25 protein-coding genes and 1 tRNA gene are annotated in these 26486 nt (G+C 71.3%); 9 read left to right on the top strand and 17 right to left on the bottom strand.

Annotated features, from left to right (window positions below):
* Positions 1–41 precede the first annotated feature (41 nt).
* Positions 42–275 (bottom strand): helix-turn-helix domain-containing protein, encoded by a 234-nt coding sequence (locus PT931_RS02130; protein ID WP_456244006.1) that lies wholly within the window; start codon positions 273–275, stop codon positions 42–44.
* 471 nt (positions 276–746) lie between these two features.
* On the opposite strand from PT931_RS02130, the gene PT931_RS02125 reads away from it, so the two are divergent.
* Positions 747–1913 (top strand): bifunctional DNA primase/polymerase, encoded by a 1167-nt coding sequence (locus PT931_RS02125; protein WP_456244005.1) that lies wholly within the window; start codon positions 747–749, stop codon positions 1911–1913.
* A 222-nt stretch (positions 1914–2135) separates the two neighbouring features.
* Here the strand turns inward: PT931_RS02125 and PT931_RS02120 are convergent, their stop codons facing one another.
* Together PT931_RS02120 and PT931_RS02115 are read right to left on the bottom strand one after the other, a co-directional pair.
* Positions 2136–4700 carry a phosphocholine-specific phospholipase C gene (locus PT931_RS02120; RefSeq protein ID WP_456244004.1) on the bottom strand — a complete coding sequence of 855 codons (2565 nt, stop codon included), beginning with the start codon at positions 4698–4700 and terminating at the stop codon, positions 2136–2138.
* 9 nt (positions 4701–4709) lie between these two features.
* A complete protein-coding gene (locus PT931_RS02115) occupies positions 4710–5957 on the bottom strand; it encodes a haloacid dehalogenase-like hydrolase (protein WP_456244003.1) in 1248 nt (415 codons plus the stop codon).
* Between the two features lie 534 nt (positions 5958–6491).
* Between PT931_RS02115 and PT931_RS02110 the strand changes: the two genes are divergently transcribed.
* Positions 6492–6605 carry an alpha/beta fold hydrolase gene (locus PT931_RS02110; RefSeq protein WP_456244002.1) on the top strand — a complete coding sequence of 38 codons (114 nt, stop codon included), beginning with the start codon at positions 6492–6494 and terminating at the stop codon, positions 6603–6605.
* Positions 6606–6845: 240 nt separating this feature from the next.
* The gene (locus PT931_RS02105) at positions 6846–7505 is read left to right on the top strand and encodes an SHOCT domain-containing protein (RefSeq protein ID WP_456244001.1); all 660 of its coding nucleotides are present in this window, start codon (positions 6846–6848) and stop codon (positions 7503–7505) included.
* A 134-nt stretch (positions 7506–7639) separates the two neighbouring features.
* On the opposite strand, the gene PT931_RS02100 is transcribed toward PT931_RS02105, so the two are convergent.
* From PT931_RS02100 to PT931_RS02085, 4 genes are all read right to left on the bottom strand, one after another.
* Positions 7640–8056 (bottom strand): hypothetical protein, encoded by a 417-nt coding sequence (locus tag PT931_RS02100; protein ID WP_456244000.1) that lies wholly within the window; start codon positions 8054–8056, stop codon positions 7640–7642.
* Positions 8057–8212: 156 nt separating this feature from the next.
* Positions 8213–8289 (bottom strand) — tRNA-Met (locus tag PT931_RS02095).
* A gap of 118 nt (positions 8290–8407) precedes the next feature.
* Complete coding sequence (locus PT931_RS02090; RefSeq protein ID WP_456243999.1) at positions 8408–11275, bottom strand: UPF0182 family membrane protein; 2868 nt, start codon at positions 11273–11275, stop codon at positions 8408–8410.
* Positions 11276–11371: 96 nt separating this feature from the next.
* Positions 11372–12406, bottom strand: a complete 1035-nt coding sequence (locus PT931_RS02085; RefSeq protein ID WP_456243998.1) for a YlbL family protein — start codon at positions 12404–12406, stop codon at positions 11372–11374.
* A 54-nt stretch (positions 12407–12460) separates the two neighbouring features.
* Between PT931_RS02085 and PT931_RS02080 the strand changes: the two genes are divergently transcribed.
* Positions 12461–13702, top strand: coding sequence for a zinc-dependent metalloprotease (locus PT931_RS02080; protein WP_456243997.1), 1242 nt, complete (start codon positions 12461–12463; stop codon positions 13700–13702).
* A 132-nt stretch (positions 13703–13834) separates the two neighbouring features.
* On the opposite strand, the gene PT931_RS02075 is transcribed toward PT931_RS02080, so the two are convergent.
* Together PT931_RS02075 and PT931_RS02070 are read right to left on the bottom strand one after the other, a co-directional pair.
* On the bottom strand, positions 13835–14383 hold the full coding sequence (locus PT931_RS02075) for a hypothetical protein (RefSeq protein ID WP_456243996.1): 549 nt from the start codon (positions 14381–14383) through the stop codon (positions 13835–13837).
* Positions 14380–14853, bottom strand: a complete 474-nt coding sequence (locus PT931_RS02070; protein WP_456243995.1) for a M48 metallopeptidase family protein — start codon at positions 14851–14853, stop codon at positions 14380–14382. Before PT931_RS02070 ends, PT931_RS02075 begins: the two co-directional genes overlap by 4 nt.
* Positions 14854–15200: 347 nt before the next feature.
* On the opposite strand from PT931_RS02070, the gene PT931_RS02065 reads away from it, so the two are divergent.
* The 3 genes from PT931_RS02065 (at position 15201) to PT931_RS02055 (ending at position 17878) form a co-directional block, all read left to right on the top strand.
* Positions 15201–15359 carry a DUF5679 domain-containing protein gene (locus tag PT931_RS02065; RefSeq protein WP_363730111.1) on the top strand — a complete coding sequence of 53 codons (159 nt, stop codon included), beginning with the start codon at positions 15201–15203 and terminating at the stop codon, positions 15357–15359.
* A 165-nt stretch (positions 15360–15524) separates the two neighbouring features.
* Complete coding sequence (locus PT931_RS02060; RefSeq protein WP_456243994.1) at positions 15525–16568, top strand: TOMM precursor leader peptide-binding protein; 1044 nt, start codon at positions 15525–15527, stop codon at positions 16566–16568.
* Complete coding sequence (locus PT931_RS02055) at positions 16565–17878, top strand: ABC1 kinase family protein (RefSeq protein ID WP_456243993.1); 1314 nt, start codon at positions 16565–16567, stop codon at positions 17876–17878. The genes PT931_RS02060 and PT931_RS02055 overlap by 4 nt, the downstream gene beginning before the upstream one ends.
* Here PT931_RS02055 and PT931_RS02050 read toward each other — a convergent pair.
* The 5 genes from PT931_RS02050 to PT931_RS02030 all read right to left on the bottom strand — a co-directional run bounded on the left by PT931_RS02050 (position 17844) and on the right by PT931_RS02030 (position 21687).
* Positions 17844–18026: a hypothetical protein gene (locus PT931_RS02050; RefSeq protein WP_456243992.1), complete on the bottom strand. Its 183-nt coding sequence runs from the start codon at positions 18024–18026 to the stop codon at positions 17844–17846. The genes PT931_RS02055 and PT931_RS02050 overlap by 35 nt on opposite strands.
* Positions 18027–18194: 168 nt before the next feature.
* Positions 18195–18344: a hypothetical protein gene (locus tag PT931_RS02045; RefSeq protein ID WP_363730121.1), complete on the bottom strand. Its 150-nt coding sequence runs from the start codon at positions 18342–18344 to the stop codon at positions 18195–18197.
* 46 nt (positions 18345–18390) lie between these two features.
* Positions 18391–18696: a WhiB family transcriptional regulator gene (locus PT931_RS02040; protein WP_197005485.1), complete on the bottom strand. Its 306-nt coding sequence runs from the start codon at positions 18694–18696 to the stop codon at positions 18391–18393.
* A 121-nt stretch (positions 18697–18817) separates the two neighbouring features.
* On the bottom strand, positions 18818–19339 hold the full coding sequence (locus tag PT931_RS02035) for a hypothetical protein (protein WP_456243991.1): 522 nt from the start codon (positions 19337–19339) through the stop codon (positions 18818–18820).
* Between the two features lie 233 nt (positions 19340–19572).
* Positions 19573–21687: an ATP-dependent DNA helicase UvrD2 gene (locus PT931_RS02030; RefSeq protein ID WP_456243990.1), complete on the bottom strand. Its 2115-nt coding sequence runs from the start codon at positions 21685–21687 to the stop codon at positions 19573–19575.
* Positions 21688–21782: 95 nt separating this feature from the next.
* Here PT931_RS02030 and PT931_RS02025 point away from each other — a divergent pair, with 95 nt between their 5' ends.
* Both PT931_RS02025 and PT931_RS02020 read left to right on the top strand, forming a co-directional pair.
* Positions 21783–22028 carry a mycoredoxin gene (locus PT931_RS02025; RefSeq protein ID WP_363730126.1) on the top strand — a complete coding sequence of 82 codons (246 nt, stop codon included), beginning with the start codon at positions 21783–21785 and terminating at the stop codon, positions 22026–22028.
* A gap of 174 nt (positions 22029–22202) precedes the next feature.
* Positions 22203–22754, top strand: a complete 552-nt coding sequence (locus PT931_RS02020; protein WP_456243989.1) for an aspartyl/asparaginyl beta-hydroxylase domain-containing protein — start codon at positions 22203–22205, stop codon at positions 22752–22754.
* A gap of 160 nt (positions 22755–22914) precedes the next feature.
* Here the strand turns inward: PT931_RS02020 and nudC are convergent, their stop codons facing one another.
* The 3 genes from nudC to PT931_RS02005 are packed head-to-tail and all read right to left on the bottom strand — an operon-like array spanning position 22915 to position 26461.
* Positions 22915–23862 carry an NAD(+) diphosphatase gene (nudC, locus tag PT931_RS02015; RefSeq protein ID WP_456243988.1) on the bottom strand — a complete coding sequence of 316 codons (948 nt, stop codon included), beginning with the start codon at positions 23860–23862 and terminating at the stop codon, positions 22915–22917.
* A complete protein-coding gene (locus PT931_RS02010; RefSeq protein WP_456243987.1) occupies positions 23859–25169 on the bottom strand; it encodes a M16 family metallopeptidase in 1311 nt (436 codons plus the stop codon). Before PT931_RS02010 ends, nudC begins: the two co-directional genes overlap by 4 nt.
* Entirely contained in the window at positions 25166–26461 is a 1296-nt protein-coding gene (locus tag PT931_RS02005; protein ID WP_456243986.1) for a M16 family metallopeptidase, read from the bottom strand. The genes PT931_RS02010 and PT931_RS02005 overlap by 4 nt, the downstream gene beginning before the upstream one ends.
* Positions 26462–26486 lie beyond the last annotated feature (25 nt).

The raw sequence follows: 26486 nt of genomic DNA, 5'->3' as shown, positions 1-26486 counted from the left end.
GCAGTTTCGCCTCCCGCCCGGGCTCGGCGCCCCGCCGGCGCCTAACTCGGTGGTCCCGGAGCCACCGGCCGGCCGGAGTGCTTCTTGTGCACCGCCTGCTTGCTCACCTCGAGCGCGTCGGCGATCTCCTGCCAGGACCAGCCCTGCCGCCGGGCGTTGTCCACCTGAAGGTTCTCCAGCGCCTCGGCGAGCCGGCGCAGGGCGAGCACGGCCTTGAGGCCGGCCCGGGCGTCGGCTCCGCTGGCAGCTGTGGCGAGTTCCTTCGGCTCCGTCATGCGTCAACTTTAGTTGACAACCCTCTCGTCGTCAACTTTGGTTGACAAACCTCGCGGGATGCCGCGCGCCGGATCCAGCCGAGCCACCTTCCGTCAACTCCCGCCGCCCGATCCGCGAGAGAGTCACCGCCGCCCCGGGCCCGCCGCCCCCGGGCCCGCCACGCCACGCACGGAACCAGCCAGAGGGCACACTTGGCACACCCTCCACTTCGGATATGCGCAGTCCATGTCTGGTGTCGCCCGGTCTATCCGGAGCGGTGGAATCCGCGCTACCGTCGGAGAGCACCGCCCGTGGCGTCGGGAAGGCGGTCCGTGATGAGCGATCGACAGACGTGGCCGGACCGGGCGACCGGCGTCAGGTCACCCGCCCCCGGGCACGGCGAGCCCTGGGCCTCCGCGCCCGACGACTCCAGGCCCGGTGCGCCCACGCCGGGCGAGCCCACCCCAGGTGAGCCCGTGCCGGGTGCGTCCATGTCCGCCAGCCACAGATCCAGCGGCGGCCCCGGGCGATGGCCCGGCGGCGGCCCCGGACGCCGACCAGAGCTCACCCTGGCCGAAGCCGCCGAGGAGTACGCGGCCGCCGGACTCCCCGTCCTCCCCCTGCACACCCCGGCCGGTGCCGCCTGCTCCTGCCGCCGCCCCGACTGCTCCTCCCCGGGCAAACACCCCCGCCTCCCGCGCGGCCTGCACCAGGCGAGCACCGACCCGGCCCAGGTCCGAGCCTGGTGGCGCCGCTGGCCGGACGCGAACATCGGCCTGCGCACCGGCACCCTCGCCGACGTCTGCGACATCGACAGACCAGGACAGTTCACGGTGGTACTGGGCCTCCTCGCCGGCCACCCCCTCGGCCCCGTCGTCCGCACCGGTTCGGGCGGCTGGCACCTGTGGTGGGCCGGCACGGGCCGCGGCAACCGGGTCAGGCTCCTCGACGGGGTGGACTGGCGCGGCGTCGGCGGCTACGTGGTCGCCCCGCCGTCCCGGCACGCGTCCGGCCACCTCTACGAGTGGCTCCGCCCGCTGGAACTCCCTCTTCCACCCTGCCCGCCGCGCCTGCTCCGCCTGGCCTCGTCCCCCCGCCGCAACCCGGCCCAGTCCAGCCCCGCCGGGCCGGGCACGCGCACCCCGGACGGGCCCGCAACTCCGGCCCCGGGTCAGGCGGGACCAGGTCAGGCGACCCCCGGCACGTCAGGACCGCCGTCCAAGGCCACAGGTGGCCAGGGCGGTTCGTCGCGGCACGCCGGCCCCCGGTCCACCTCCCCGTCGACCCGCACCGAGGCTGCCACCGCCTCACACCCACCGCAGGCCCCCGGCGTCTGGGTCACCTCAGGCCCCGAGGCTCCGCGCCGCGCGCCCCGGCCCCGGGACCCCGAGGCCACCGCCTGGGTCCGAGCGGCCGTCGAGGGCGAGGCCAGCCGGGTCGCCGCCGCCCGGCCCGGCGAACGCAACGACACCCTGAACGTGGCGGCGTTCCGCCTGGGCCAGCTCGTCGGCGCGGACCTGCTCGACGCCCGCACGGTCCGGACGGCGCTGACCACCGCGGCGCGGCAGTGCGGCCTGGGCAGCCACGAGACGGCCCGCACCATCCACTCGGGCCTCACGGCCGGCCAGCTGCACCCCCGCGGCCCCACAGCAGCCTGACCCACCCCGGCGAACCGCCGCTCCGCCACCGAAACGAGCCGGCAGGTGCCCGCGTCCTCAAGCCGGCGCCCGACCATCACAGCGACCGACAGCCGTCTCCGCCGCAACCCACGGCCCGCAGCCCCCACGGCCGACCCATCAACGGACGCGGGACGCCGACCGCTTGGCCCGGTCGACGTCCCGCCGCTCACTCCCCGGGCTACCCGAACAGCCCGGCCCCGCCTACCATCCCAGCGGGGTGATCTCCGCCGCCGACGTCCACGGCCCGCGTCCGCCGGCCTCCGTGAGCGCCCGCAGCCTGACGTACCGGGCCGTACCGGATGTGAGGGTCACCGTCTTGGCCGTCGCGTTGTCGGCGAACGTGCCCGTGCCCACGACGGTCCACGTGCTGCCGTTCGCACTCGTGGCGACCTCGTACTGCCCGATCCGGCCGTTGGCGCCCCCGTCCTGGCGGGGCAGGTACGTCAGCCCCGTGACCGTGCGGCTGGACCCCAGGTCGAGCTGCAACTCGTGCGGCAGTGGCGCGTTGCCCGCCGACCACGCCGTGTGCCACATCGTCGCCGGGTTGCCGTCGACCGCGTTGGCCGCCGCCCCGTTCTCGCCGGCCGTCTCCTGGCTGTCGAACGAACGCACGGTTCTGGGCAGGGGCCCGGATCCGGTGCCCGTACCGCCCATCGCGGGATCGCTGGTGCTCTGCGCCCCGTTCTCCATGTGACCGGCGAAGCGCCGGGTGAACCCGTCTGTGGTGTTCGCGGTCGCGGTGAGGTCGTACCAGTGCGCGGCGGCGGCCACGGTCCACGAGTCGGTGACCGTCGCGCCCGGGTTGACGGTGTAGGACCACGGCCCGTCCGTCCGGTACCGGTTCGCGCGCACCGTCACCACGCACGCCTTGGTGCCGCTGTTCCTCATGTCCAGGTACACCCTGCCCTCGGCGGGTACGTGGCGCAGGGTCACCTCCGGGTTGGCGTTCCCGCTGGTGGTGGCCGTGACCCGGTTGCCGGCGAACCGGCGCAGGAACCCGTTCGGCCCGTAGGCGGTCAGGTCGTACGCGCCCGTGGGCGTACCCCCGGAGAAGGTGTCCCTCAGGGCCTTGCCGGCCTCGACGGTGTAGCGCCACGGCCCGTCGGTGCGGAACGCGTTGGCGTAGACGTAGAAGTGCGCTCCGGCGGCGCCGGTGTTCGCGAAGTCCAGCGCCACGCTGCCGCTGGTGACGCTGGCGGACACCCCGAGGACGTAGGGCAGCGGCCGGGCCGGCCGGGTGCCCGATTCCTGCGCGGGCAGGACCTGCGACGCGGGCGGTGCCGGGTTCGTGTTGAGGGGGCCGGACGTCGGCACCGGGGTCGGCAGGTTCGGATAGCCCACCACGGCCGTCGCCAGGTCCAGGGTCGCGGTCAGGTCCCCGCACACGGCCCGCCGCCACGGGGAGATGTTCGGTTCGGCGATGCCGCTCCACTTCTCCAGGAACTGGAGCACGGAGGTGTGGTCGAACACCTGGGAGCACACGTTGCCGCCCCGGCTCCACGGCGACACCACGATCATGGGAACCCGGATGCCGAGTCCGATCGGAGCGTTGTCGTCGTCGGCGATCTCGTCCCCGATCGGCGCCGTGGACTTCCCGTCGCTGCCGTCGCCCACCAGCGGGGGGACCGGCGGCGGGATGTGGTCGAAGAACCCGTCGTTCTCGTCGTAGTTGAGGAAGACGACGGTCTTGTTCCACACCGTCGGGTTGGAGGCGACGGCGTCGAGCAACGTCTTGGTGAACTCGGCCCCCTGGTTGGGACCCCAGACGGGGTGCTCGGACTTCCGCTCCGGGGCGACGATCCACGAGACCGCGGGCAACCGGTCCGCCGCGACGTCGGCGGCGAACGCGGGCAGGACCTGGTCGGGGCGCTCGCGCCGCAGCGCCCGGTCGTAGAGGACGCGTTCCGTCGCGCTGAGGGTGTTCACGCCGGTTGCCAGGTCGGCCAGCATGGTGGCCTGTTTCGTCGCGGAGGCGGCGCGCAGCGCGTCGTAGAACGCCTCGACCTTGGAGTATCCCGTCCTGGACAGCGCCTTCTTCGCGACGTCCACGAAGGTCTTGAAGTACTCGATCGGGTTGTCCGTGTAGTTGTCCCACTCCTGGTACACCCGCCACGACTTCCCCGCGGCCTGCAACCGCTCCGGGTAGGTGGTCCACGTGTACCCGGTGTGGTTGGCGTTGCCGTAGGGGGCGTTGCCGGTGGCCCGGACGGTCGTGCTGCCGGGCTCGTAGCCGACCTTCCCCGTCCACAGGAACGTGCGGTTCGGATTCGTCGCGCCCATCTCCGAGGAGTGGTAGGCGTCGCAGATGGTGAACGCGTCCGCCAGGGCGTAGTAGAAGGGCAGCGCCGCGCGGCTGTGCGTGGCCATGGTGCGCTTGCCCTTCTGCGCGATCCACGCGTCGTAGCGGCCCTTGTTCCACGCGTCGTGCCCGGTGTACCAGTCGTGCGCGGTGCCCTGCATGAACTGGTCGCTCACCGGGTACGGCAGCACGTAGCCCGAGCCGTCGGGCTGGTGGAACACCGAGCGGCCGGTGGGCAGGGTGATCGCGGTCGGGTCGCCGAAACCGCGTATCCCGCGCAGCGAACCGTAGTAGTGGTCGAAGGACCGGTTCTCCTGGGTCAGGATCACCACGTGCTGAATGACCTCCAGCCCCCCGGTGGGGGCGGCCATGGCCATGGCGCGCTGGACGCTCTCGGGCAGCATCGCGAACGCGGCGGCGGCTCCGGCCGTGGCCGCGCCGGCGCGCAGGAAGGTACGCCTCTCCATCGGTACTCCTCAACTCACTCTGTCGGGCTGGTCAGGGATGACGGCGCCGTTGTCGTCGAGTACGGGGCCCGGGACGCCGAGAGTGTCGACGTAACCGGTGGTGGAGCAGGGGTACGCGGTCGGGCGGGCCGGCTTCGGCTCGATGAACATCGGATTGACGATCCAGCGCCCGTCGGAATTCGCGTACGCCCGGCACATCAGCTCGGCCTTGTTCCGGTTGACCACCAGGCGCAGGGCGGTCGCGTCCCGCACGAAGGTGACGTCGGTGTCGGAGTCGCCGGCCGCGAACACGTGACTGTTGCGGTACTTCTGGAAGGCGCGCGGGCCGCGCACCCCGTGGATCTCCTGGTTGACGAAGCACCGCTTGCCATCGATGTAGGTGATGACATCCCTGGCACCGCCACAGCTTCCGAGCTGGTACGTGAGCCTGCCGTGCCGGGTCTCGCCCCGGATCCCGATCACGTTCCCCGGACCGATCCCGACGCCGCGCGCCCACACCTCGACCACCGGCTGCGGCGAAGCGGACACGATCCACACGTCGAACCCGGCGCGCCGCATGACCGCGATCAGGTCGCGCTGCTGGTCGTAGTACCGGACCCACCCGGTGACCTGGTGCGTCCCGACCGTCTGGGTGGCTCCGACGGCCGCACCCAGGTTCTCCTCCCGGGCAGCCGCGGCAAACCCTCTGACTTCCTTTTCGGTGTACCCGGCGAGCAGCTGCGCCGCCCACGCGTACGCCGGCTCCATCCGCCGGTGGTCGTACCCGTCGAAGGCCGTGGCTCCCGCGCTCGTCCTGCCGCTGCCGTAGACCGCGAGAATCTCGTCGGCGCAGGCGGTGTCCACGCTGGTCCGCAGCGGCGTCCCCGTGGCGCCCGCACCACATGCCCCTCGGAGTGCCTCCGTTGCCGCCGACGTCAGGAATGGACTGGTACGGCTCCAATCACCCGGCTGGCGAACCTTGTCGTGCCGAAGCATCCAGTAGGTCGTGGCGTCCCCGACGTCGTTCTTCACGACCGTGTTGTCCCAGTCGAACAGGGCGACGGGACGCCCGCCCCGACCACACCGGCCGTAGGTGTCGACGAGCTCCTGGAGCCGGGCCCGGTTCGCCCCGTACCAGGCCAGGGTGGGGTCGAGGGTCGGGCAGTTCCGCTGCCACCCGCCGCCGGCGGAGGGCTCGGCGGACGCTCCGGGTGCGAGCAGCCCCGCCCCGGTGACGGCGGACAACGCCAGGGCGACGAGCCAACGAGAAGCCTTCAATGGGCCACCTCCATACCAATTAGGTGAGCCCTTTCTAGCAGCGCCGAGACCCCAGGACAAGACGTATGCCCATCAGTGAATATTCACGTTAGTGCTCTGTCGAAGCTTGAAAACGACAGCTTCTTGCAGGATTGCCGAAACGATTCACGGACAGAACCATTCAAACGGGACTCAATTCAACACCCGACCCGACGGGTACTCCGAGAGCCCCGCCGGCCCTTCGCCAGCTCACGGCCGGGGCACCCTCGACGGGGCAGCGGTCACCGCTCCGACACGGTAGATTGATGCGATTGTCGGACCATTGATGGAGGTCTGTCTCACATGGGAATGTTGCAGCCGTGGCACATCGCGGTCGTCCTGTTCGGCCTCGTGGTGTGCGCCGCGGTCGTCGCCATCGCGTTCGCGACCGGCCGCCTGTCCGGCAGGAAGAAGTAGGCCGGTCGCCCCGGAGCTACCATCGGTACCGACGCTGCTGGTCAGCGGGGGCGCCACGAGCCCGGTACCCCCGAATGGAATGTCGATCTGGTCGCCCTGGTGCCGGGCGCGCGCCTGATGACCATCGAGGGCGCGGGCCACCAGGTCCCCACGACCCGCCCCACGGAGTTCCTGGCCGCCGTCCGCCCGTTCCTCGACACCCATTCGTCCTGAGCGTGCCCGTCCGGCCGCACCGTCGAACCCGCCCTCTCCGCGGGGCCGGTCGGTGACGTGGACCCGGATCCGGGAGGCGCTCGGGGTGAGCCGGCAGTCGGCATGGGAGCGGTTCTCGGGCGAGGAGTAGGGCTCGCCTGTGCACAATGGACACATATCGCGCTCGCTCTCGTGGGCGGCGGGGCTCGACGGTCGCGGGTAGGATCCCGGGGATCCCCACCGACTCCGCAGAGGTTCACCATGACGTTTCCCGACCCGAACGCCCAGCACGTGTCGATGCAGCCCACGGACACCACCGTCGTCTGGTCCGGCCAGAGTGAGGACCTGACCAACCTGGCCACGGGCGGCCGGCTCTCCACGGCGGCGTACAAGCTCACCCGCGACGGCCTGCACTTCGAGGCGGGCGTCCTGTCCCGGACGGCGGAGGTCATTCCCCTGTGGGCGGTACTCGACGTGGACCTGCGGCAGTCGCTGACCCAGCGGGCGCGGAGCGTCGCCGACCTCGTGGTGCGCCTCGACCCGAAGGGTTACAAGTACGGGCAGACCCTCGTGGTGCTGCGTTCCATCCGGGGCGCCGAGCAGGTCCGTACGACGATCATCCAGCAGGCCAACGCGGCGCGGGCGACGGCGCACCAGTTCCACCACCAGCTGGAGATCCAGCGCCGGCAGGCGGGGGCGTCGCAGGTGAACGTGGGGGTCATGCCTCAGGGGGCCGCGCCGCAGGGGGTCGTGCCGCAGGGGGTCGTGCCACAGGGGCTGGCCGCGCCCGCGCCGGCCGCGCTGGCTGCCGCGCCCGGCGACGACCTGCTGACCAGGCTGGAGCGGCTGGCTGCGCTCCACTCCTCCGGAGCGCTCACCGCCGAGGAGTTCACGGCCGCGAAGGCCAAGCTGCTGAGCTAGGCGACCGGGCCTCGCAGCAGGCCTCGCAAACGGCGGGCTCTCCTGCGAACGGGCTCTGCCGCAGGGGGCCCCGCGGCTCCGGACCTGCCAGAGGTCGGACGCGCCTGCTCCGAACAAGGACGCGCCACCCCTGGCTAGATGATCGCCCGGTGTCCCGACAGGGCGATGATCACGTCGTCGTCCACATCGCGGTAAGCCTGCACGCAGACCTCCCGTTTGTCCACGAACGACTTCGGCCGACAGGCCATCCCGGCACTGTCGAGCCGCCAACCGTGCCGCTGTTCCAGGTGCTGGCGGACCTGGTCGAGAATCCGGGTCGACGACGCACCGGACGTGCTCCGCACCGTGACCCGCCAACTGCACGTACCCGACCCGCAGTTCAGTCCACTGGTCTTCTCCTTCTGACCAGTGAGGCCGGCGGGCAACGGCAGCGCCTCGTCCTCATCGGGAAGAAAGGGCTCGGACAGTGTGACGTAGAACAGGAAAGCAACGATGCAGGCCACCATTGCCGTGGTGGAGACGACGGCAATCAATCCAGGTCTGGTGCGCATGCCGCCACATCCTGCCAGGCAAAGTCCAACGGCTCAGCCCCGAAAGCATGATCGCCTCTCCACACGGCCGGTGAAGAGTCCAGGGCACGGGCGAGGAGGTGATGCCGGCTACACGAAAAAGGCCTCCCAGGTTTCCCTGGAAGACCATTCTCCGTTTGGTAGCGGGGACAGGATTTGAACCTGTGACCTCTGGGTTATGAGCCCAGCGAGCTACCGAGCTGCTCCACCCCGCGCCGCTTCAGCGATTCTTTCGCGTTCCGTTCCTCGCTGACTTGAGTAACAGTAGCCCATGGGGTGTGGATCAACAAATCGGCCCCTCCCCGCCCAGGAACAGGCGGGAAGGGGCCATCATCATCGGGCCGCGGGCGTCTTCTTCTGCGCCTCTTCGAACTCCTTGATCGCGGTGTCCAGGTTCTTCAGGGCCTTGCCGTAGGCCTCGAAGTCCCCGGAGGCCTGGGTGCGGCGGACCTCGTCGATCGCGGCCTGCATCTTGGCCACGGCCGCCGCCAGGTCACCCGAGGGGGGCACCGGGGTGGGTGTCGGGGTCGGCGTACCCGTCGTGGGGGGTGTGGTCGTCGGTGGGGTCGTGGGACGGCCCGCCGCGGCCTGGCGGACGATCTGTTCGAGCGCCGCCTCCAGGGTGTCGCCGTAGCCGACGTAGTCGCCCTGGCCGTAGGTGACCAGGACCTTCTTCGCCTGCGGGTAGTTGGTGCCGCCGGTGCCGCCCTGGATGTAGAGCGGTTCGACGTAGAGCAGGCCGCCGCCGATCGGCAGGGTCAGCAGGTTGCCCTTGATGAGCTTCGAGGGTGGTGTGTTGAACAGGGCGATGTCCCGGTTCACCTCGGGGCTGCTCAGGAGCTTCTGCTGGGCCAGGCCGGGGCCGAGGAGGCCCTGGACGCTGCCGAGGTCGAGCAGGTCGATCTTCGGGGTGCCGTCGGCCGTGTAGGAGGCGGACATCATCGACGCCAGGTTGGGCCGGTTGCGCGGCGTCATCGAGGCGGTCAGCTGGAAGGTCTGCTTGTCCTGGCCGGGGAACTGGGTGAGCAGGTAGTACGCCGGCTGGGGGGACTTGGCGTCGTGGGTCGGGTCGTCGGGGACCTGCCAGAAGTCGTCGCCGGAGAAGTACTGCTTCGGGTCGCTGACGTGGAACTTGGTCAGCAGGTCGCGCTGGACCTTGAACAGGTCCTCGGGGTAGCGCAGGTGGTCCATCAGCTCCGGGGAGATGGCGGACTTGGGCTTGACCACGTTTCCGCCGAACGCCTTGTTCCAGGCCTTCAGGATCGGGTCCTTCTCGTCCCACGCGTACAGGCTGACCGTGCCGTCGTACGCGTCGACGGTGGCCTTCACCGAGTTGCGCATGTAGTTGACGTCCTGGCGGGCCTGCGCGACGGTACCGGCCCCGGTCTGGGCGTCGCGGGCCGCGTCGCGGAGGTTGACCTTCTGCGAGTACGGCACGGTGGAGGAGGTCGTGTAGCCGTCGACGATCCAGACGATGCGACCGTTGACGACCGCCGGGTACGGGTCGCCGTCGACTGTGAGGAACGGCGCGGCCTTCTCGACCCGGTCGCGCGGGTTGCGCACGTACAGCACCCGGGAGTTGTCGTTGAGGGCGCTGGAGAGCAGGAAGTTCGCCTCGCGGTACTTGAGGGCGAACAGCGTCTTGCGCAGCAGGTTGTCGACCTTCACGCCACCCGCGCCGGCGTAGGTGAAGTTGGTCTGCTGCTCCCCGGCGGTCGGCCGGTCGAACTCGATGTCCTTGCCGCCGGACTCCTTGCCGACGATCGAGTAGTCGCTCATCAGCTCGCCGTAGTACACCCGGGGCTGCTCGGTCGGGATCTTGTCGCCCCGGTCGGCGCACTCGCTGCTCTGGGAGTTCTTCCCGTCGTCGAGGAAGCCGGAGGAGAAGTACGGCTGGCCGCCGCAGACCACCTTGTTGGCGGGCGCGCCCACGAAGCCGTACCCGTGGGTGAAGACGGTGTGCCGGTTCTGCCAGTTGGTCTGGTTGTCCCGCAGGTTGGCCGGGTTGATCTCGCGCACGCCGACGACGTAGTCCTGGGTCTTGCCGTCGACCGTGTACCGGTCGATGTCGAGCTTCGCCCCGAAGTCGTAGAACCCGCGCACCTGCTGGAGCTGGGTGTACGTCTCGGAGACCACCGCCGGGTCGAGCAGCCGGACGTTGGTGATGCTGGGGTCCTTGGTCAGGTCCGCCGGTGGGGTGATCGACGTGATCGGATACTGCTTGCGTTCCACCTTGTCGAGCCCGTAGCCGTACCGGGTGGATTCGATGGCCCGCTTGATGTAGTCGGCCTCCTTCTCCCGGCTGTTCGGCTTGACCTCGATGGCCTGCACGGCCGCCGGGTAGATGCCGCCGACCGCGACGGCCGCGAGCCCGAGCAGCGCGAGCGCGGCACCCGGCCAGACCAGGTTGCGCATCACGGCGTTGGAGAAGACCAGGATCGCGATGGCCACGACGATGGAGATCCAGGCCAGGATCTCCTTGGCGGGCAACAGCGCGTTGATGTCCGTGTAGCCCGCGCCGGCCACGTCGGTGCTCTGGTTCTGGCCGAGCAGCATGCCGCGCCGGTCCAGCCAGTAGGCGACGGCCTTGAGGAGCACGAACACGGCCACCAGGGCGGTGAGGTGCGCGCGGGCGGCGGCGGACATCCGGTCGCCGGCGCCCTCCAGCCGGACCGCGCCGTAGAGGTAGTGCAGGGCGAGCGCGCCGAGGAGGCACAGCACCGTGGTGGTGAAGGCGACGCCCAGGAGATAGCGCCAGAAGGGGTACTCGAAGACGTAGAAGCCGAGGTCCACCTTGAACTGGGGGTCCACGACGTCGAACTTGCCGCCGTTGCGGAAAAGCAGCCACTGCTGCCAGTGGCCCTGGGCGGACAGGCCGGTGAGCACGCCGAGCAGGACGGCCGTGCCGCCGAGCACCCAGCGGATCCGGGGGGTGAGCGCCATCCGGTACCGGTCGAGGGCGCGTTGCGCCGGCGAACCCGACGGCAGCAGCGGCCGGAGCCGGAAGGCGAGGAACAGGTTGCCGGCCACGAGGGCGGCGACCGCGGCCCCGAACGCCACGAACATCAGGATCCGGGTGGTCAGCACCTCGCGGAACACGCCGGTGTACTTGACCTCGGCGAACCACAGCCAGTCCGTGTACGCGTCGACCGCCCAACTCAGGACCGTCATCAGCACCAGCAGCACAGCGAGGGTGCCCATCACGCGTCGGCCACGCCGGCTGACCCTCGGTATCGGAGTACGCATCGCCACAGCTGGTTCTCCCAAGTCTCGTGAGCTTGGGGACCAGACTACGGGCTACTTACCTCCGCTGCCGTCGCACAGGACCGGCTCGCGGTGTTCGCGGATCGCGGTGAGGGCGGCCAGCGCGTCGTCGAGCGTCTTCACCTTGGCGAGGGGCAGGCCCGGAACGGCGTTCTTGACGGCCTCCGCGCAGTTGTCGGCGGGGGTGAGGAAGAACTTCGCGCCGTCCCGCTTCGCGCCGACGAGCTTCTGCGCGATGCCGCCGATCGGGCCGACATTGCCGTTGTCGTCCATGGTTCCGGTGCCGGCGATGACGATGCCGCCGGTCAGGTCGGTGGCGTCCAGCTTGGCGAGGATGCCGAGGGTGAACATCAGGCCGGCGGACGGGCCGCCGATGTCGCCGAGCTTCACGTCGATCTTGAACGGGTGCGGCTGGATCGGCTCCAGGCTGACGCCGATCGCCGGTTCGCCCTTCTCGTTGGCCGCCGACGCGATCGGCACGCTGCCCTTGACCCCGTCCCGGGTGTACTCGAAGACGAAGGTCGTTCCGACCGGCTTGGCCTTGATCAGAGCAGAGATGTCGGGAACGCCGGAAATGGTGGTGCCGTCGACGGTGGTGACGATGTCGCCCGGCTTGAGTTTGCCGTCGGCGGGCTTGCCGGCGGTGACCTCCTTGATAGAGATCTTCACCTCGTAGCCGAGCTTGCGGAGCGCGGCGGTCTCGGCGCTGGACTGCGAGCGCTGGAACTGCTGGGCGTTCTCGTTGTCGACCTGCTTCTGGCTCTTGTCGGGCGGGTAGACCAGTTCCCGGGGTACGACGGCGGTGTCGGTGTCGAACCAGTAGTAGACGGCGTCCAGCAGGCTGATCTCGGGGCTCACCGAGACCGTGACCAGCCGGAGCTGACCCTTGGGCTGGTAGGAGTCGCGGCCCTCGATCGTGATGATCGTCGCGTCCTTGTACTGGCCGAGGGTGTTCACGGTGGGGCCCGGGCCCAGTGCGACGTACGGCACCTTCACCCAGAGCAGGGCACCGGTGAGGATGCCCACCAGCACGATGCCGATCAGTACGGTCACTCCCCGACGCCTCATGGTACGAGAGCGTATCGCGTACCTTTGAAAGCGTGATCGGGACGGAGAGCAACTATGAGCGATAACCCTCCGTTCGGCTTCGGACTGCCCGGTGGTGGCATGCCCGACCCGAACGATCCTCAGATGCGCCAGATCATGGCCCAGCTGCAGCAGATCCTGAGCGCCCAGCCCGGCGCCGGCCCGGTGAACTGGGACCTGGCCCGCCAGCTGGCCGTGCAGGAACTCGGCGAGGACCCCCAGCCCACCCAGGCCGAGAAGGACGCGGTGGCCGAGTCGCTGCGGCTCGCCGACCACTGGCTGGACCCGGAGTCGGCCATGCCGTCCGGTTCGACCAGCGCGGTGGCGTGGAGCCGCAACGAGTGGCTGTACAACACGCTCGACGTGTGGAAGCCGCTGTGCGACCCGCTGGCCGCCCGGATGGTGTCCGCGCTCGGGGACCTGATCCCCGAGGAGCTGCGCGGCCAGCTCGGCCCGATGAGCGCGATGATCGGTTCGCTGGGCGGGGCCATGTTCGGCCAGCAGCTCGGCGCGGCGCTGGCCAAGCTCGCCGCCGAGGTGCTCTCCGCCGGGGACATCGGGCTGCCGCTCGGCCCGGCCGGGGTCGCGGCCCTGGTGCCGGCCAACATCGCGGCGTACGCGGACGGCATGGACGTCAGCGCCGACGAGATCCGGTTGTACGTGGCGCTCCGCGAGGCCGCGCACCAGCGGCTCTTCGGCCACGTGCCCTGGCTGCGGTCCCACGTGCTGTCCGCCGTCGAGGCGTACGCGCGGGGCATCTCCATCGACCGGGACGCCGTGGAGGACGTCGTCGGCCGGATCGACCCGACGAACCCGGAGTCGATGCAGGAGGTGTCGTTCGAGGGGATGTTCTCCTCCGCCGACGACAACCCCGAGCAGCAGGCCGCCCTGCGCCGCCTGGAGACGATCCTGGCCCTGATCGAGGGCTGGGTGTGCCACGTGGTGGACAAGGCCTGCGCGGGCCGACTGCCGGACGCCGACCGGCTGGGCGAGGCGTTCCGGCGCCGGCGCGCCGCGGGTGGGCCCGCCGAGCAGACGTTCGCGACCCTGGTCGGCCTGCAGCTGCGGCCCCGGCGGCTGCGGGAGGCCGCCGCGCTGTGGGCGGCCGTGGGCGAGGTGCGCGGGGTCGAGGGTCGCGACAGCGTCTGGGAGCACCCGGACCTGCTGCCCACCGACGAGGACTTCACCGACCCGACGGCCTTCGCGAACCGGACGCTCGGCGACTTCACCGACATCAGTGACCTGTTCACGGAGGAACCCCCGAAGAACGACGACTAGACGGGTACGAGTCCCCGCGCACCGGAGGCCCTCCCGGCCGGGCGCGTGAGCCCGAGCCGATCGGGCGCGGAAGCCCGACCCGGTCGGGCCCGACGGCGACCCGGTCGGATCCCGTCGGCGGCCCGGCCGGGCCTAGGACAACAGCGCCCTGGTCGCGTCCCAGCCTTCGAGGGCCTCGTCGAGCCGCCCGAACCCGGCCGGCGAGTCCAGCCGGTGCCACGGGGTCGTCACCGCCGCGTCCGGGGGCGGTTCCGAGGCCCAGTCCAGGTCGGGGACGCCCCCGGCGAGCCGGGCCGCGATGCCGTACAGGCCGCCGCCGACCGCCGGGGCGACCGCCAGGTCCCTGCTGCTCAGCGGCCTCAGCAGCTTGCCGACGAGCATGGCCGGCAGGTCGGGCACGTCCGGGGCGAGGACGGCTGCGAGGTCGTAGCCGTCGCCGGCCGCCGCGGCGAGGGCCTGCAGCGGGCTGGTCGCCGGGTACACCTTCATGGTCGGCCAGCGCACGGCCTCGACCAGGTCGACGGCGTCCGGCGGCGCGGCCACGGCGGCGTCGGTCTCGGCCAGGCCGGCCACCAGGTCGACCATGTCCTCGGCGAGCGCGGCGCGCCACTTGCCGGGGTCGACGCCGGGCGGTGCCCAGACGGGCGGGGTGAGCAGGACGATCACGCAGCGGGTGGTCACGTCTCATCTTCGGTCAGGTCGAGTCCGGCGGCCGCCGCGACCCCTTCGAGATAGCCCTGGGCGCGCTCGGCCTTCGGGTACCGCCCGACGAGCGCCCAGAACGCGGGCCCGTGCCCGGAGACCATCAGGTGGCTCAGCTCGTGCAGCAGGACGTAGTCGATGACCCACTCGGGCATGCCGCGCAGCCGGTCGGACAGTCGGATGCTGCGCTCGGCGGGGGTGCACGAGCCCCAACGGGTGTTCTGGTTGCCGACCCAGCGCACGGTCTCCGGCGGGTTCTTCAGCTCGGGGAGGAACCGCCGGGCGAGTTGCAGGGCCCGCTCGTACAGGTCGGTGTCGCTGCGGCGGCGGCGCTGGCCCCGGGCGGCGATCCGGTCGAGCATCCGGTCGACCCACTCGCGCTCCTCGGCGCGGCTGAACTGGTTGGGGATGAGCACCACAACCCGGTCGCCGTCCTGGTAGGCGGACACCGTACGTCGGCGGCGATCACTGCGCCGTACCTCGACGTCTGGCCTCTGGGGTGCCACTAGGGCACGCTAACCGGTCCCGGGCCGGTCTCCAAGCCCTTCACGATGAAATTGTCAAGTCGGCCCTCAACAGATGCATTCTGAGCGCCATAAAGTGTCATACTTCAGACATACTCGGCGTGTTGCGGGTCAACCGGGCCGGCAGATGCCCCCCATCAGGGCAGACTCACGGGGTCGACTTCCTCACAGTGTCGACGTGGCGCTGACGCTTCACCCGTTCGGGGTGGGTACTGTCCGCCGAACCGGTGGTCGCGACCCGCGGCCGGGATGAGCATCAAGGAGGGGTCGCCGTGGCTCAGTACAACGGCTACTGCGTGAAGTGCAAGGAGAAGCGGGACTTCGACGGCACCGTCGAGGTTTCGAAGACCGGGATGAACATGGCGAAGGGCACCTGTCCGGTGTGCGGAACCAAGATGAACCGCATCCTGGGCAAGGCCCCCGCGGCCTAAGGCACTGGAGGGGCGGCCTACCCGGCCGCCCCTTGGTCCGTAACCGGACACCCGCACCGAAAAAGCTGTGGATAACCCGGGTTTCCCTGTGGATAACCCGGCGGACGAGCGCGCCCCTGTGGACAACCGGGCGGCCCGCCGCACGACCCCGGTCAGCCTGAGGGCATGCGACCACTCCTCGCCCTCCGCCGGCTCCGGCGCGACCTGGGCAGCGTCCAGCTCGGCGTCGACCCCGCGCACGCGGTGCTCCTCGACCTCGGCGACCCCCGCCTGACCCGGCTCCTCGACCTGTTCGACGGCACCCGCACGCGCACCCAGCTGGCGCACGCGGCGAAACGGCTCGGCCTGCCCGCCGACGCGCTGCCCGCCCTCCTCGACACCCTCGCCGCCGCCGGGCTGCTCCGGGACGGCCTGCTGCCCGCCGGGCTCCCCGAACGGGCCCGCGCCGGCCTGCTGACCGAGGCCCGGGCGCTCGCGGTGCGAACGGATCCCGCCGACGTCCTGCGCCGGCGGTGGGCGGCCACGGTGGCGGTCGTGGGCTCCGACCGCCTCGGCGTACCCCTAGCGTCGGCTCTGGCCTGTTCCGGGGTCGGCACGGTCCGCACCGGCCTGACCGGCCTGGCGGAGCGCTCCGACGCCCTGCCCGGCGGCCTGGCACCCGGACACAGCGGCCGGAGCCGCGCCCTGGCCGCCGCCGACGCGATCCGCCGCGCGGCGCCGCACGCCCGGATCGGCCCCGGCGCGCCCAGCCTCGTGATCCACGTCGGCCACCTGGACCGCCCCGCCCGGCTGGTCGCCCTCGGCCACGCCCGGCAGCGCACCCCGCACCTACTCGTCACAGTCCGTGACGGCCACATCGCGGTCGGCCCGCTGATCCGGCCGGGGCACACCGCCTGCCTGAGCTGCCTGGACGGCTACCGCACCGCCCGCGACCCGCGCTGGCCCCTCCTCGCCGCCCAGCTCGCCACCGACCCGGCCCGCGCGGAGCCGTGCGAGGCCGGCCTGGCCCTGCTCGCGGTCGGTCACGCGACCGTCCAGGCCCTCGCCCAGCTCGACGGCGGGGACCCCGAGACCCTGGACACCACGGTCGAATGGGCCCCGGACGGGTCCTCCCGACGGCAGCACTGGCGGCGCGATCCGGACTGCGACTGTTCCCGACGGTGGCCCGGGCGGCAGAACGCCTCCCGGGCGGGGACAATGGGCGGGTGACCGACATCCCGCGCCGCGCACTCTCCCGCACCGCGAAACTCGCCTCGCTGCCCCTCGGCTTTGCCGGACGGGCCGCCCTCGGCTTCGGCAAGCGGGTGACCGGCATTGCCTCCGAGGTCATCAACGAAGAGATCCAACAGCGCACCGCCGAACAGCTGTTCAGTGTGTTGGGGCAGCTCAAGGGCGGGGCGATGAAGCTCGGCCAGGCCCTGAGCGTGTTCGAGGCGGCCCTGCCCGAGGCCCTCGCCGGGCCGTACCGGGAGGCGCTCACCAAGCTCCAGGAGGCCGCCCCGCCGCTGCCCGCCGCCACGGTCCACAAGGTGCTGGCCAAGGAGCTCGGCGCGGACTGGCGCAGTCAGTTCCAGGAGTTCGACGACACGCCGACCGCCGCCGCGAGCATCGGCCAGGTGCACCGCGCCGTGTGGGGCGACGGCCGGGACGTGGCCGTCAAGGTGCAGTACCCCGGCGCGGGCGACGCCCTGGTCGCCGACCTCAACCAGCTCGCCCGGTTCTCCGCCCTGTTCCGCATCCTCCAGCCGGGCCTCGACGTGAAGCCCCTGGTCACGGAGCTGCGCGAGCGGGTCGTCGAGGAGCTCGACTATGAGCTGGAGGCGAGCTACCAGCGCACGTTCGCCGACGCGTACCGGGACGACCCGGAGATCTACGTGCCCGAGGTCGTCGCCGCCGGGCCCCGCGTGATCGTCACCGAATGGATGGCGGGCACCCCGCTGTCGAAGATCATTTCGGGGGGTACGCAGGAGCAGCGCGACCTCGCCGGCCTGCGCATGTCCACCCTGCACTTCTCCGGCCCCACCCGCGCCGGCCTCCTGCACGCCGACCCGCACCCGGGCAACTTCCGGCTCCTCGACGACGGCCGGCTCGGCGTCCTCGACTTCGGCGCCTGCGCCCGGCTGCCCGAGGGCCACCCCGAACCGCTCGGCCGGCTCACCCGGCTCGCGCTGGCCGGCGAGGCGGAAGCGGTGCTGGCCGGCCTGCGCGGCGAGGGGTTCGTCAAGCCCAGCGTCGACGTCGACGCCGAGGCCGTCCTGGAGTACGTGCTGCCGATGCTCGCGCCGATCGCCGAGGACGAGTTCCAGTTCTCCCGGGCATGGCTGCGCTCCGAGGCGACCCGGATCGCGAACCCGAAGTCCCCCGCGTACGCGCTGGGCAAGCAGATGAACCTGCCCCCGTCGTACCTGCTGATCCACCGGGTCACGCTCGGCTCGATCGGGGTGCTCTGTCAGCTGGAGGCGAAAGCGCCCTACCGCTCGGTCCTCACCCGGTGGCTACCCGGTTTCGCCGACGAGTAGTGCCCTCCTCGATCGTGAGGAGGTTCGCCCGGGCGCAGAACCCGCACAGCCACAGCCTGCCGGCCGGGCCGAGCTGCAGGGCCCAGCCGTCCAGCGGCGGTTCCTCGGCCTCCCGGTCGCACAGCGCACAGTAGACAGTCTCGTCCATGACCCCTCCCCCGACGACGCACGGTAACCATCGCCGACGTTACGCCGCCTGAGTCCCCGTTGACGACCGCCGCACCGTAACAATCCGTGAACGCGAAGCGCCCGCCCCGGCCAGTGGCCGGAGCGGGCGCGTTGTGTACTAGGGGGTCCCCGTTCTTAGTACTGGGTCCTACTTGGCGTCGTTACGACGCGCGACCCACAGAGCGATGCGACGGGCTGCACGGGACGCCCCCTGGCGACCCGGCGCAGCCTTGGGCATTCGCGCCCGGCTCATCGCTTCGTACTGAAGATGGTTCAGCTGGTTGAATTCGAAGTTCATCGGATTTCCTTGATCTCTGAAAAGTATGGGTAGTACTCGGTGGTGCTCAGGCCGCGCGGAGCTGCGCGTCCCGGGCGAGGTCTTCCTTACGCGGACGGCCCCGGGGCCGCTTCCGCGGTACTACGGTGCCGCGCTCGAAGATCTCGCCACCCCACACGCCCCACGGCTCCTGCCGCTCCAGCGCGCCCGCGAGGCACTCCACCCGAACCGGGCAGGCACCACACAGGGTCTTGGCGTTCTCCAGCTCAGCCGGCGCTTCCGCGAACCACAGGTCCGGGTTGTTGCGCCGACACGGCAGGTCGTCACGGTCGGTGTCGATGGCCCGTTCCACGGGGACCAACGCCAGGCTCATGCCCGGTTCACCTCTTCCTGTCTCGTTCCACTACGGCGCTGCCCCTGTTTGGAGCAACGAATAAGGCCGCGGATCCCGGTTATCGGGTTCCGCGGCCTCGAGGTGAGCCGTCGCCTGGTGGTTACCAGGTTTCTCTCCCTCGAGGCGGGGTCCCGCCCACGTACGCCCCCGGCCGCTTGACAGCGGTCGACGGACCATCGGCCAGCACGCCAGCGATCAGCGCGGTCTGGACCTGAGCAGAGGCCAGGATCGGCCCATTGCTCTTGTGCGACTTGCCCTTGCTCGACTCGACAGCAAGCTGCGGCTCGCCAGCCTGCGCCCAGACAGCGGTCTCCCGCGCCATGGCCGCGACGGCGGACACAGAGGTCTTGATCAACTCGGCGGTCTCGGTCGTCATGGTCTCGGTGGTCACAATCGACGCACCGGGGTTGACGAACTCGACTTCCTGGACCAGGAGGCTCTGAGCACCGCTCCGGTCGTGAGCTCTGCCGCTCATCTCGCTGTTGCAACCCAGCGGACGCACGACGCGCACACCGACACCGAAGTCGAATCCAGCACCCTGTCGCGAGGCGAGCAGGGAGCCGCCACGGGTGTGGCCGGCCAGCATCGACAGCTCCGCCGTCGTCATCTCGATGATCTCCACTGTCAACACCTCCCGACTAACTCCCGATCCGGACATGGTCACCGCAGCCAGATTCCTCTGGTGTGGTGCCTGAAGGCTATGCCTCGCGTAGCAAACGCCGCAACCTAATTTACGGTGCCGTTATCCAGGAACTTTGTGTCAGCACGCGACTACGGCTGGCGGGCGGAAACGGCACACCTCAGGGTACGCGACCGGAGCCCGGCGCGGGGCCCCGTCGAGGCCGCCGAGCGCACTCAGCCCGCCGCCCCTTCGGGCAGTACGTCGGCAACGGACTTGCCGGCCACCAGGGCCAAAACCGCCTCGCCGTACAGGTTGAGCTTGCGGGGGCCGATCCCCGCGATGGACACCAGCTGCGGTTCGCCGGACGGGAGCTGCTCGGCGATCGCGGTCAGGGTCGCGTCGGTGAACACCACGTACGCGGGGACCTTGGCCGCGCGGGCCACCTGCGCCCGCCAGTCCTGGAGGCGCTCCAGCAGCTCCTCGTCCATCTCCGAGGGGCAGGTGGCGCAGCGGCCCAGCTTGCGTTCCATCGCGTCCATCAGGGTCACGCCGCAGACCCGGCAGGACACGGAACGCACGGCCGCCCGGTCGCGCCTGCGGGGGGCCGCCGGGGTCTGGGTGCCGGCCCTGGGGGTACCCGTCGGAAGGAACCTGCTCGGTCGGCGCGACTGCCGCCCGCCCGCCGCGCGGGCCGCCGCCCAGGACAGCCACAGCCACTCCCGCGCCCGGGTGATGCCCACGTAGAGCAGCCGGCGCTCCTCCTCCAGGGCCTCGGGTGTCTTCGCGTACACCGTGGGCAGGGTGCCGTCGGCCAGCCCGACCAGGAACACCGCGTCCCACTCCAGGCCCTTGGCGGAGTGCAGGGAGGCCAGGGTGACGCCCTCGACGGTCGGGGCGTGCTGGGCGGCGGCGCGGCGGTCGAGCTCCTCGGTGAAGGCCGACAGGCTCGTGTCGCCGGCCCGGGACGCCGCGAACTCCTCCGCGAGGCCGACCAGGGCCGCCAGCGCCTCCCACTTCTCCCGGGCCGCGCCGCCCGCTGGTGGGTTCTCCGACCGCCAGCCCACCGCGTCCAGCGCCTCCGCGACCGTCGGCACCAGCGGGGCGGACGGGTCGGCCGTGCGGGTCGCGACGCGCAGGGCCACCATCGCCTGGCGGATCTCGCCCCGTTCGAAGAAGCGCTCGGAGCCCTGGAGAACGTAGGGGACGGCGGCGTCGGCGAGGGCGCCCTCGTACACCTCTGATTGGGCGTTGATCCTGTAGAGCACCGCTATCTCGCTCGGCGGTGTGCCCGCGTCGATCAGGGCCGCGCACCGGGCCGCCACCGCCGCTGCCTCGGCCGGCTCGTCGGAGAAGTCGCGCACCTCGGGCTCGGGGCCGGCGGGGCGCTGGCCGACCAGCTCCAGCCGGAGCCGGGCCTCCGCGCCGCGCGCCTGGCTGATCACCGTGTTGGCCAGGGCCACGACCTGGGGTGTCGACCGGTAGTCCCGGAACAGCCGGACCACGGTCGCGTCCTTGTGCGTGCGGGGGAAGTCGACCAGGTAACCCGAGGTGGCCCCGGTGAACGAGTAGATCGTCTGGCTCGCGTCCCCGACCACGGTCAGGTCGTCGCGCCCCGCGAGCCAGGTCTCCAGCAGCTTCTGCTGCACCGGGTTCACGTCCTGGTACTCGTCCACCACGAAGTGCCGGTACTGCGAGCGGATCTGCTCCGCCACATCCTGGTGCTCCTCCATGGCCCACACGGCCGACCGGAGCACGTCCTCGAAGTCGATCATGCCGGCGGCCCGCTTCGCCCGCTCGTACTCCGCGAACACGGCCGCGACCTGGTCCGCCGCCAACGGCAGCTCCCGACCGGCCCTCGTCGCCACCTCCGGATAGTCCCCGGGCTCCACCAGGGAGGACTTGGCCCACTCGATCTCACCGGCCAGGTCCCGGGCCAGCGTGCGCTCGCCCCGGTGCCCCGTCTTCGCCGCCGCGAGGGTGATCAGCCGGGCCTTGGAGTCCACCAGCTCGGGCATCGCCCGGCCGTGGAAGATTCTCGGGGCGAAATACCGCAACTGCCGCAGGGCCGCCGCGTGGAACGTGCGCGCCGACACACCCCCGGCACCGAGCAGCCCCAACCGGGCCCGCAACTCCGCCGCCGCCCGCGCCGTGAACGTGACCGCCAGCACCTGCTGCGGCTGCACCTGGCCCGACCGCACCCGGTGCGCGATCCGGTGCGTGATGGCCCGGGTCTTCCCCGTGCCCGCGCCCGCCAGGATGCACAACGGGCCGGCCGGGGCGGTCACCGCCGCGCGCTGCTCGTCGTCCAGTCCCGCCAGTACGTCGTCCACGGTCACCGATTCTTTCATCTTGCTCTGTCGCGTGTCGGTCGCCACAACGGAGACTGAATCCCACCGTCGGGATGTTGACCCAGATAGCGTGCGCCCTCAGGAGGTTTGAACAGATGCTGACGATGTACTCCACCACATGGTGCGGCTACTGCCGGCGACTCAAGTCGCAGTTCGACCGGGAGGGCATCACCTACCAGGTGATCGACATCGAGGAGTCGCCGAACGACGCCGAGTTCGTGATGAGCGTCAACGGCGGTAACCAGACGGTTCCGACAATTCGCTTCTCGGATGGTACGGCGATGACCAACCCGTCGATCGTCCAGGTCAAGGAGCAGCTCGCGGCCATCGCGGCCCGATAGCTCTTCCGCACGTCCGCAGCCCGGGGGGTTCCGACCTCCCGGGCTGGCTCGCGTCCGTTCCGGGTTCCTGCCGCGGGCTGGCGCGTCCTTCCGGGACCGGCGCGCCCCTTCCGCAGACTGGCGCGTCCCTTCCGGGGGCTGAGCCGAACGGGCTGTCGGCCTAGACTGCGACGCATGTTCCTCGATCCCGCCGCCTTCCCGTTCGTGGACACGCTGAGGTCCGCCTGGGCCGACGTGCGCGACGAGTACCTGGCCCTGCCCGAGGACTCGTTCGATCCGTGGGTGCAGCGCGAGATGTACGGCGACGGCTGGTCCGTGTACGGCCTGGTCGCGTTCGGCGAACGCATCGAACCGGCGCTCGCGACGTGCCCGCGCACCGCGGCGGCCCTGGAGCAGGTCCCGGGCCTGACCACCGCCGGGTTCTCCCGACTCGCCCCCGGCACGCACATCAAGCCGCACGAGGGCTGGGTGACCACCGTGTACCGGGCGCACCTCGGGCTCGTCGTCCCCGAGGACTGCGGAATCCGGGTCGGAACGGCGACGCGGTCATGGGTACCCGGCGAGGTGCTGATCTTCGATGACACGGTCAACCACGAGGCCTGGAACCGCTCCGATGCGCCACGGACCGTGCTCCTCTTCGACTTCCTGCGGCCCGGTGAGAGCGGGCAGGACGAGGCCCCGCCGGAGGTGGCCGAGTTCCTCCGCCACCGCCGGGCCGACGCCTAGATCCGACGACGACGGCAGCCATGTGGGATCCCGCCAGCGTCCTGTCCAGCACGGACCGTGAGCACTTCTCGAACCTGTGGGACAAGTGCTCCGCGTCGGGCCAGATGAGGAGAGGTTCGGCGCCGCGCCATCCCGTGTCAGGTAGATCGCAGGGGCCCGGTCAGGGGAGTTTGCCGGCCAGCCAGTTGTCGATCAGGAGGCGGGAGATCGAGATCCGGGACGGCAGGACCAGGTCCGTGGCGCGCAGGGCGGCGCGGGTGTGCCACTCGGCCTCCGCGATCTCCGTCGGGTCCAGGACCAGCGGCTCTGCCGGATCCGCCAGCGCCGTGAAGCCCGCCATCAGCTCGTCGGCGAAGGGCCAGCCCTCGCTCGCCACGTACCGGATGTCGGAGACCGTGATGCCCAGTTCCTCGGCGGACTCGCGGGCGACCGTGCCCTCCAGGCTCTCGCCCGGGGAGACGAAGCCGGCCGTGACCGAGCGCCAGCCCTCCGGGCGGGCCGTGTTCCGGGAGAGCAGGCAGCGGCCCTCGTCGCCGGGGACCCCGTCGTGGATGAGGACGAGGACGGCCGGGTTGGTGCGGGGCCAGGTCAGGTCGCCGGCCTCGGTCTGCTGGACCCAGCCGGCGTGCACCGGGTGGGTCGGGGCGCCGGTGCGCGGATGGAAGCGGTGGCTCTCGTGCCAGTTGGCCAGGGCGACGGCGGCCAGGGCCAGTTCCACGAAGAGGGGGGACGGCGGGTCGAGGAGGACGTCGCGCAGGCCGGTCATGTCCGGGACCTCGGCCATGACCGCGAAGTAGGGCGTGCCGTCCGCGTCGACGCCGAGGAAGAGCCGCTCACCGGCCAACCAGTCGTCGACCGAACGACCGCTGGCCGCCTCATCGCCGAGCGGACGACCGTTCACCGCCGCATCGCCGGCCGGCCGCTCACCGGCTGGCCGGACGTCGCCCGACCGGGCATCGGGCGCGGCCCCGCCGCCGGGGACCGACGCCACCCGGGTGTCGACCAGCGCCGACACCGCGCCACCGTGCACGGCGAAGATCCGGGCCCGACCCCAGGCCTCCGCCAGCCAGTCGGGGTCGGTGCGCCGGAACTCCGCACGGTCGATCATGCCCGGACGACTCCCGCGAGCGCCTTCAGCGAGGGCTCGATGACGTCCGCCTCGCCGAGGATGACGATCGCCGCGTTGGCCGGGGAGAAGTAGCGGGCGCCGGCGGCGGCCACCTCCTCCAGGGTCACGGCGGCGAGCCGGTCGCAGTGCGCGGCCAGCCAGTCCAGGTCGAGGCCGAAGCCCTCCAGCATCGAGGTGAGGCTCGCGATGCCGGCCTGGGTGGCCATGCCGAGCCGGAGGCTGCCCAGCGCGTACTCCCGGGCCTGCTCCAGCTCCTCGGTGTCGGGGGGCAGGACGGCGAGGCGGCCGAGCTCGTACAGCGTCTCCAGCAGGGCCGGGGCCGTGACCTCCGTGGCCACGTCCGCCGAGATCATGATGGTGGAGCCGGCCAGGGAGTGCTCGACGCCGGAGTGCGGGGAGTAGGTGTAGCCCTTGTCCTCGCGGATGTTGCCGACCAGCCGGGACGAGAAGTAGCCGCCGAAGACCAGGTTGGCCAGGGTGAGCGCCGGGTGGTCGGGGTGGCTGCGCGGCACGCCGGGCAGGGCGATCCGCAGGCAGGACTGCACCGAGCCGGGCCGGTCGACCAGGGTGATCGGGCCGCCGCCGAGCGCCGGGAGGTCCGGGAAGCTGACCTCGGGCGCGCCCGGGGTCCAGCCGGACAGGGCCTGGGCGACGGAGTCGAGGGCCTTTTCGGGTACGACGTCGCCGACCAGCACCAGCGACGCCCCGTCCGGGCGGACCCGGGCGGCGTGCATCGCGGCGAGGTCCTCGCGGGTGACGGCGCGGACCTGCTCCGGGTCCGGGGTCTGCACCTCGTAGGGGTGGCCCGGGTAGATGCGCTTGAGCAGGGCGACCCGGGCGAGGTGGCCGGGCTGGGTGCGGGCCAGGCTGATCCGGTCCGCGATCCGCTCGGCCTCGGTCTCGACCTCGCCGGACGGGTACGCCGCGCCGTTGAGGGTGAGCGCCAGGAGTTCGAGCAGCCGGTCGAGGCCGTCGACCAGGCAGTTGCCGGAGATGGTGAGCCGGTCCAGGTCCGTACCCGCGGCGAGCCCGCCCCCGACGGCCTGCAGCTCGGTGGTGATGGCGTAGATGTCCATCTCGTCGGTGCCGGCGAACAGGGTGCCGGCCAGCAGGCCGCCCCGGGCCAGGTCCGCCTGGGCGAACGGCACCCGCAGGCGCAGCTCGACCAGCGGGATGGACGACCGGCGGATCGCGATGACGTGCAGCCCGTTGGGCAGGGTGCGCTCGGCCCGCTCGGGGACGACCAGCGGACCGGCGGGGGTCAGATCGGGGACAACGCTACTCATGCCGACACTCCCGGAATGACCTCGATGCTCGCGCGGCGCTGCGGACGCAGGGTGGCCGCGGCGGCGATGATCTGCGCCTCGGTGACCTCGCCGAGCAGTCTCGGCAGGTCGTTGATCAGGGCGGGGTTGCCGTGCTGGAGTTCCAGCACCGCGAGCCGCACCGCCCGGTTGGTGACCGCGTCGGTCTCCCGGAGGAAGTGCGTGACGAACCGGGCCTGGATCCGGGCCAGTTCGCCCTCGGCGAGGCCGTCGGTGGCCAGGCGCTCGAGCTCCTCGTCGACCGTGCGGAGCACCTTGTCGGTGTCGCCGCCGGGCGGCATGAACACCTGGAGCAGCAGCACCGTGGGGTCGCGGACCTCGAACGGCTCGCCCATGAACCCGATGTAGCCGCCGACGCTGGTCGCGGTGCGGTCGCGGAGCACCATGCGCTCCTGGAGCCGGGCCGCCTCGCCGTCGGTGAGGACCTCGGCGAGCAGCACGTACGGCAGGTAGGCGGAGAACTCGACGATCGGGTCCGGCACGCGCCAGGCCAGCGCGACCGCGGGCAGCGGGGCCATCGCGTCGGTGTAGGAGTCGCGGCGCTCGGCGGTCAGGTCGGGCTCCGCGAACGAGGGCCGGACGGGTGCCGGGCGGCCGGGGATGTTGCCGAAGTGCTTCTCGACCATGGCGCGGGCCGCTGCCACCTCGAAGTCGCCGGAGACGGCGAGCACGGCGTTGCCGGTGGCGTAGTACTCCGCGAAGAAGCCGGCCGCGGCCTCGACGGTGGCGGACTCGAGGTCGACGAACGAGCCGTACCCGTCGTGGGCGTTGGCGAACGTGTCGAACATGACCGGTGGCAGCTTCAGCCACGGGAAGCCGCCGTACGGCCTGTTCAGCACGTTGACCCGGATCTCCTCCTTCACCACGTCGATCTGGTTGCGGACGTTCTCCTCGTTCAGCCGGGGACCGCGCATCCGGTCGGCCTCGAGGAACAGCGCCCGCTCGAGCGCGCCCGCGGGCAGCGACTCGTAGTAGTCGGTGTAGTCGAAGTGGGTGGAACCGTTGAAGGTGCCGCCGGCGCCCTGCACGTACTTGAAGTGCGCCAGCTTCTCCAGGTTCTCGGAACCCTGGAACATCAGGTGCTCGAAGAGGTGGGCGAAGCCCGTGCGCCCCTCCGGCTCCGATCTGATGCCGACGTCGTAGACGACGGTGACGCCGACGACGGGCGCCGAACTGTCAGGCTGGAGCACCACACGCAGGCCGTTGGCCAGGGTGAACCGCTCGATCGTGTAACTCGTGGCTGGAATCCGCACCCCCCGACCCTAGCGCGTGCCGGGC

It is taken from the genome of Longispora urticae (genome assembly GCF_053902585.1).
The sequence above is the reverse complement of the archived record's forward strand: the minus strand, read 5'-3'. Positions and strand labels throughout refer to the sequence as shown.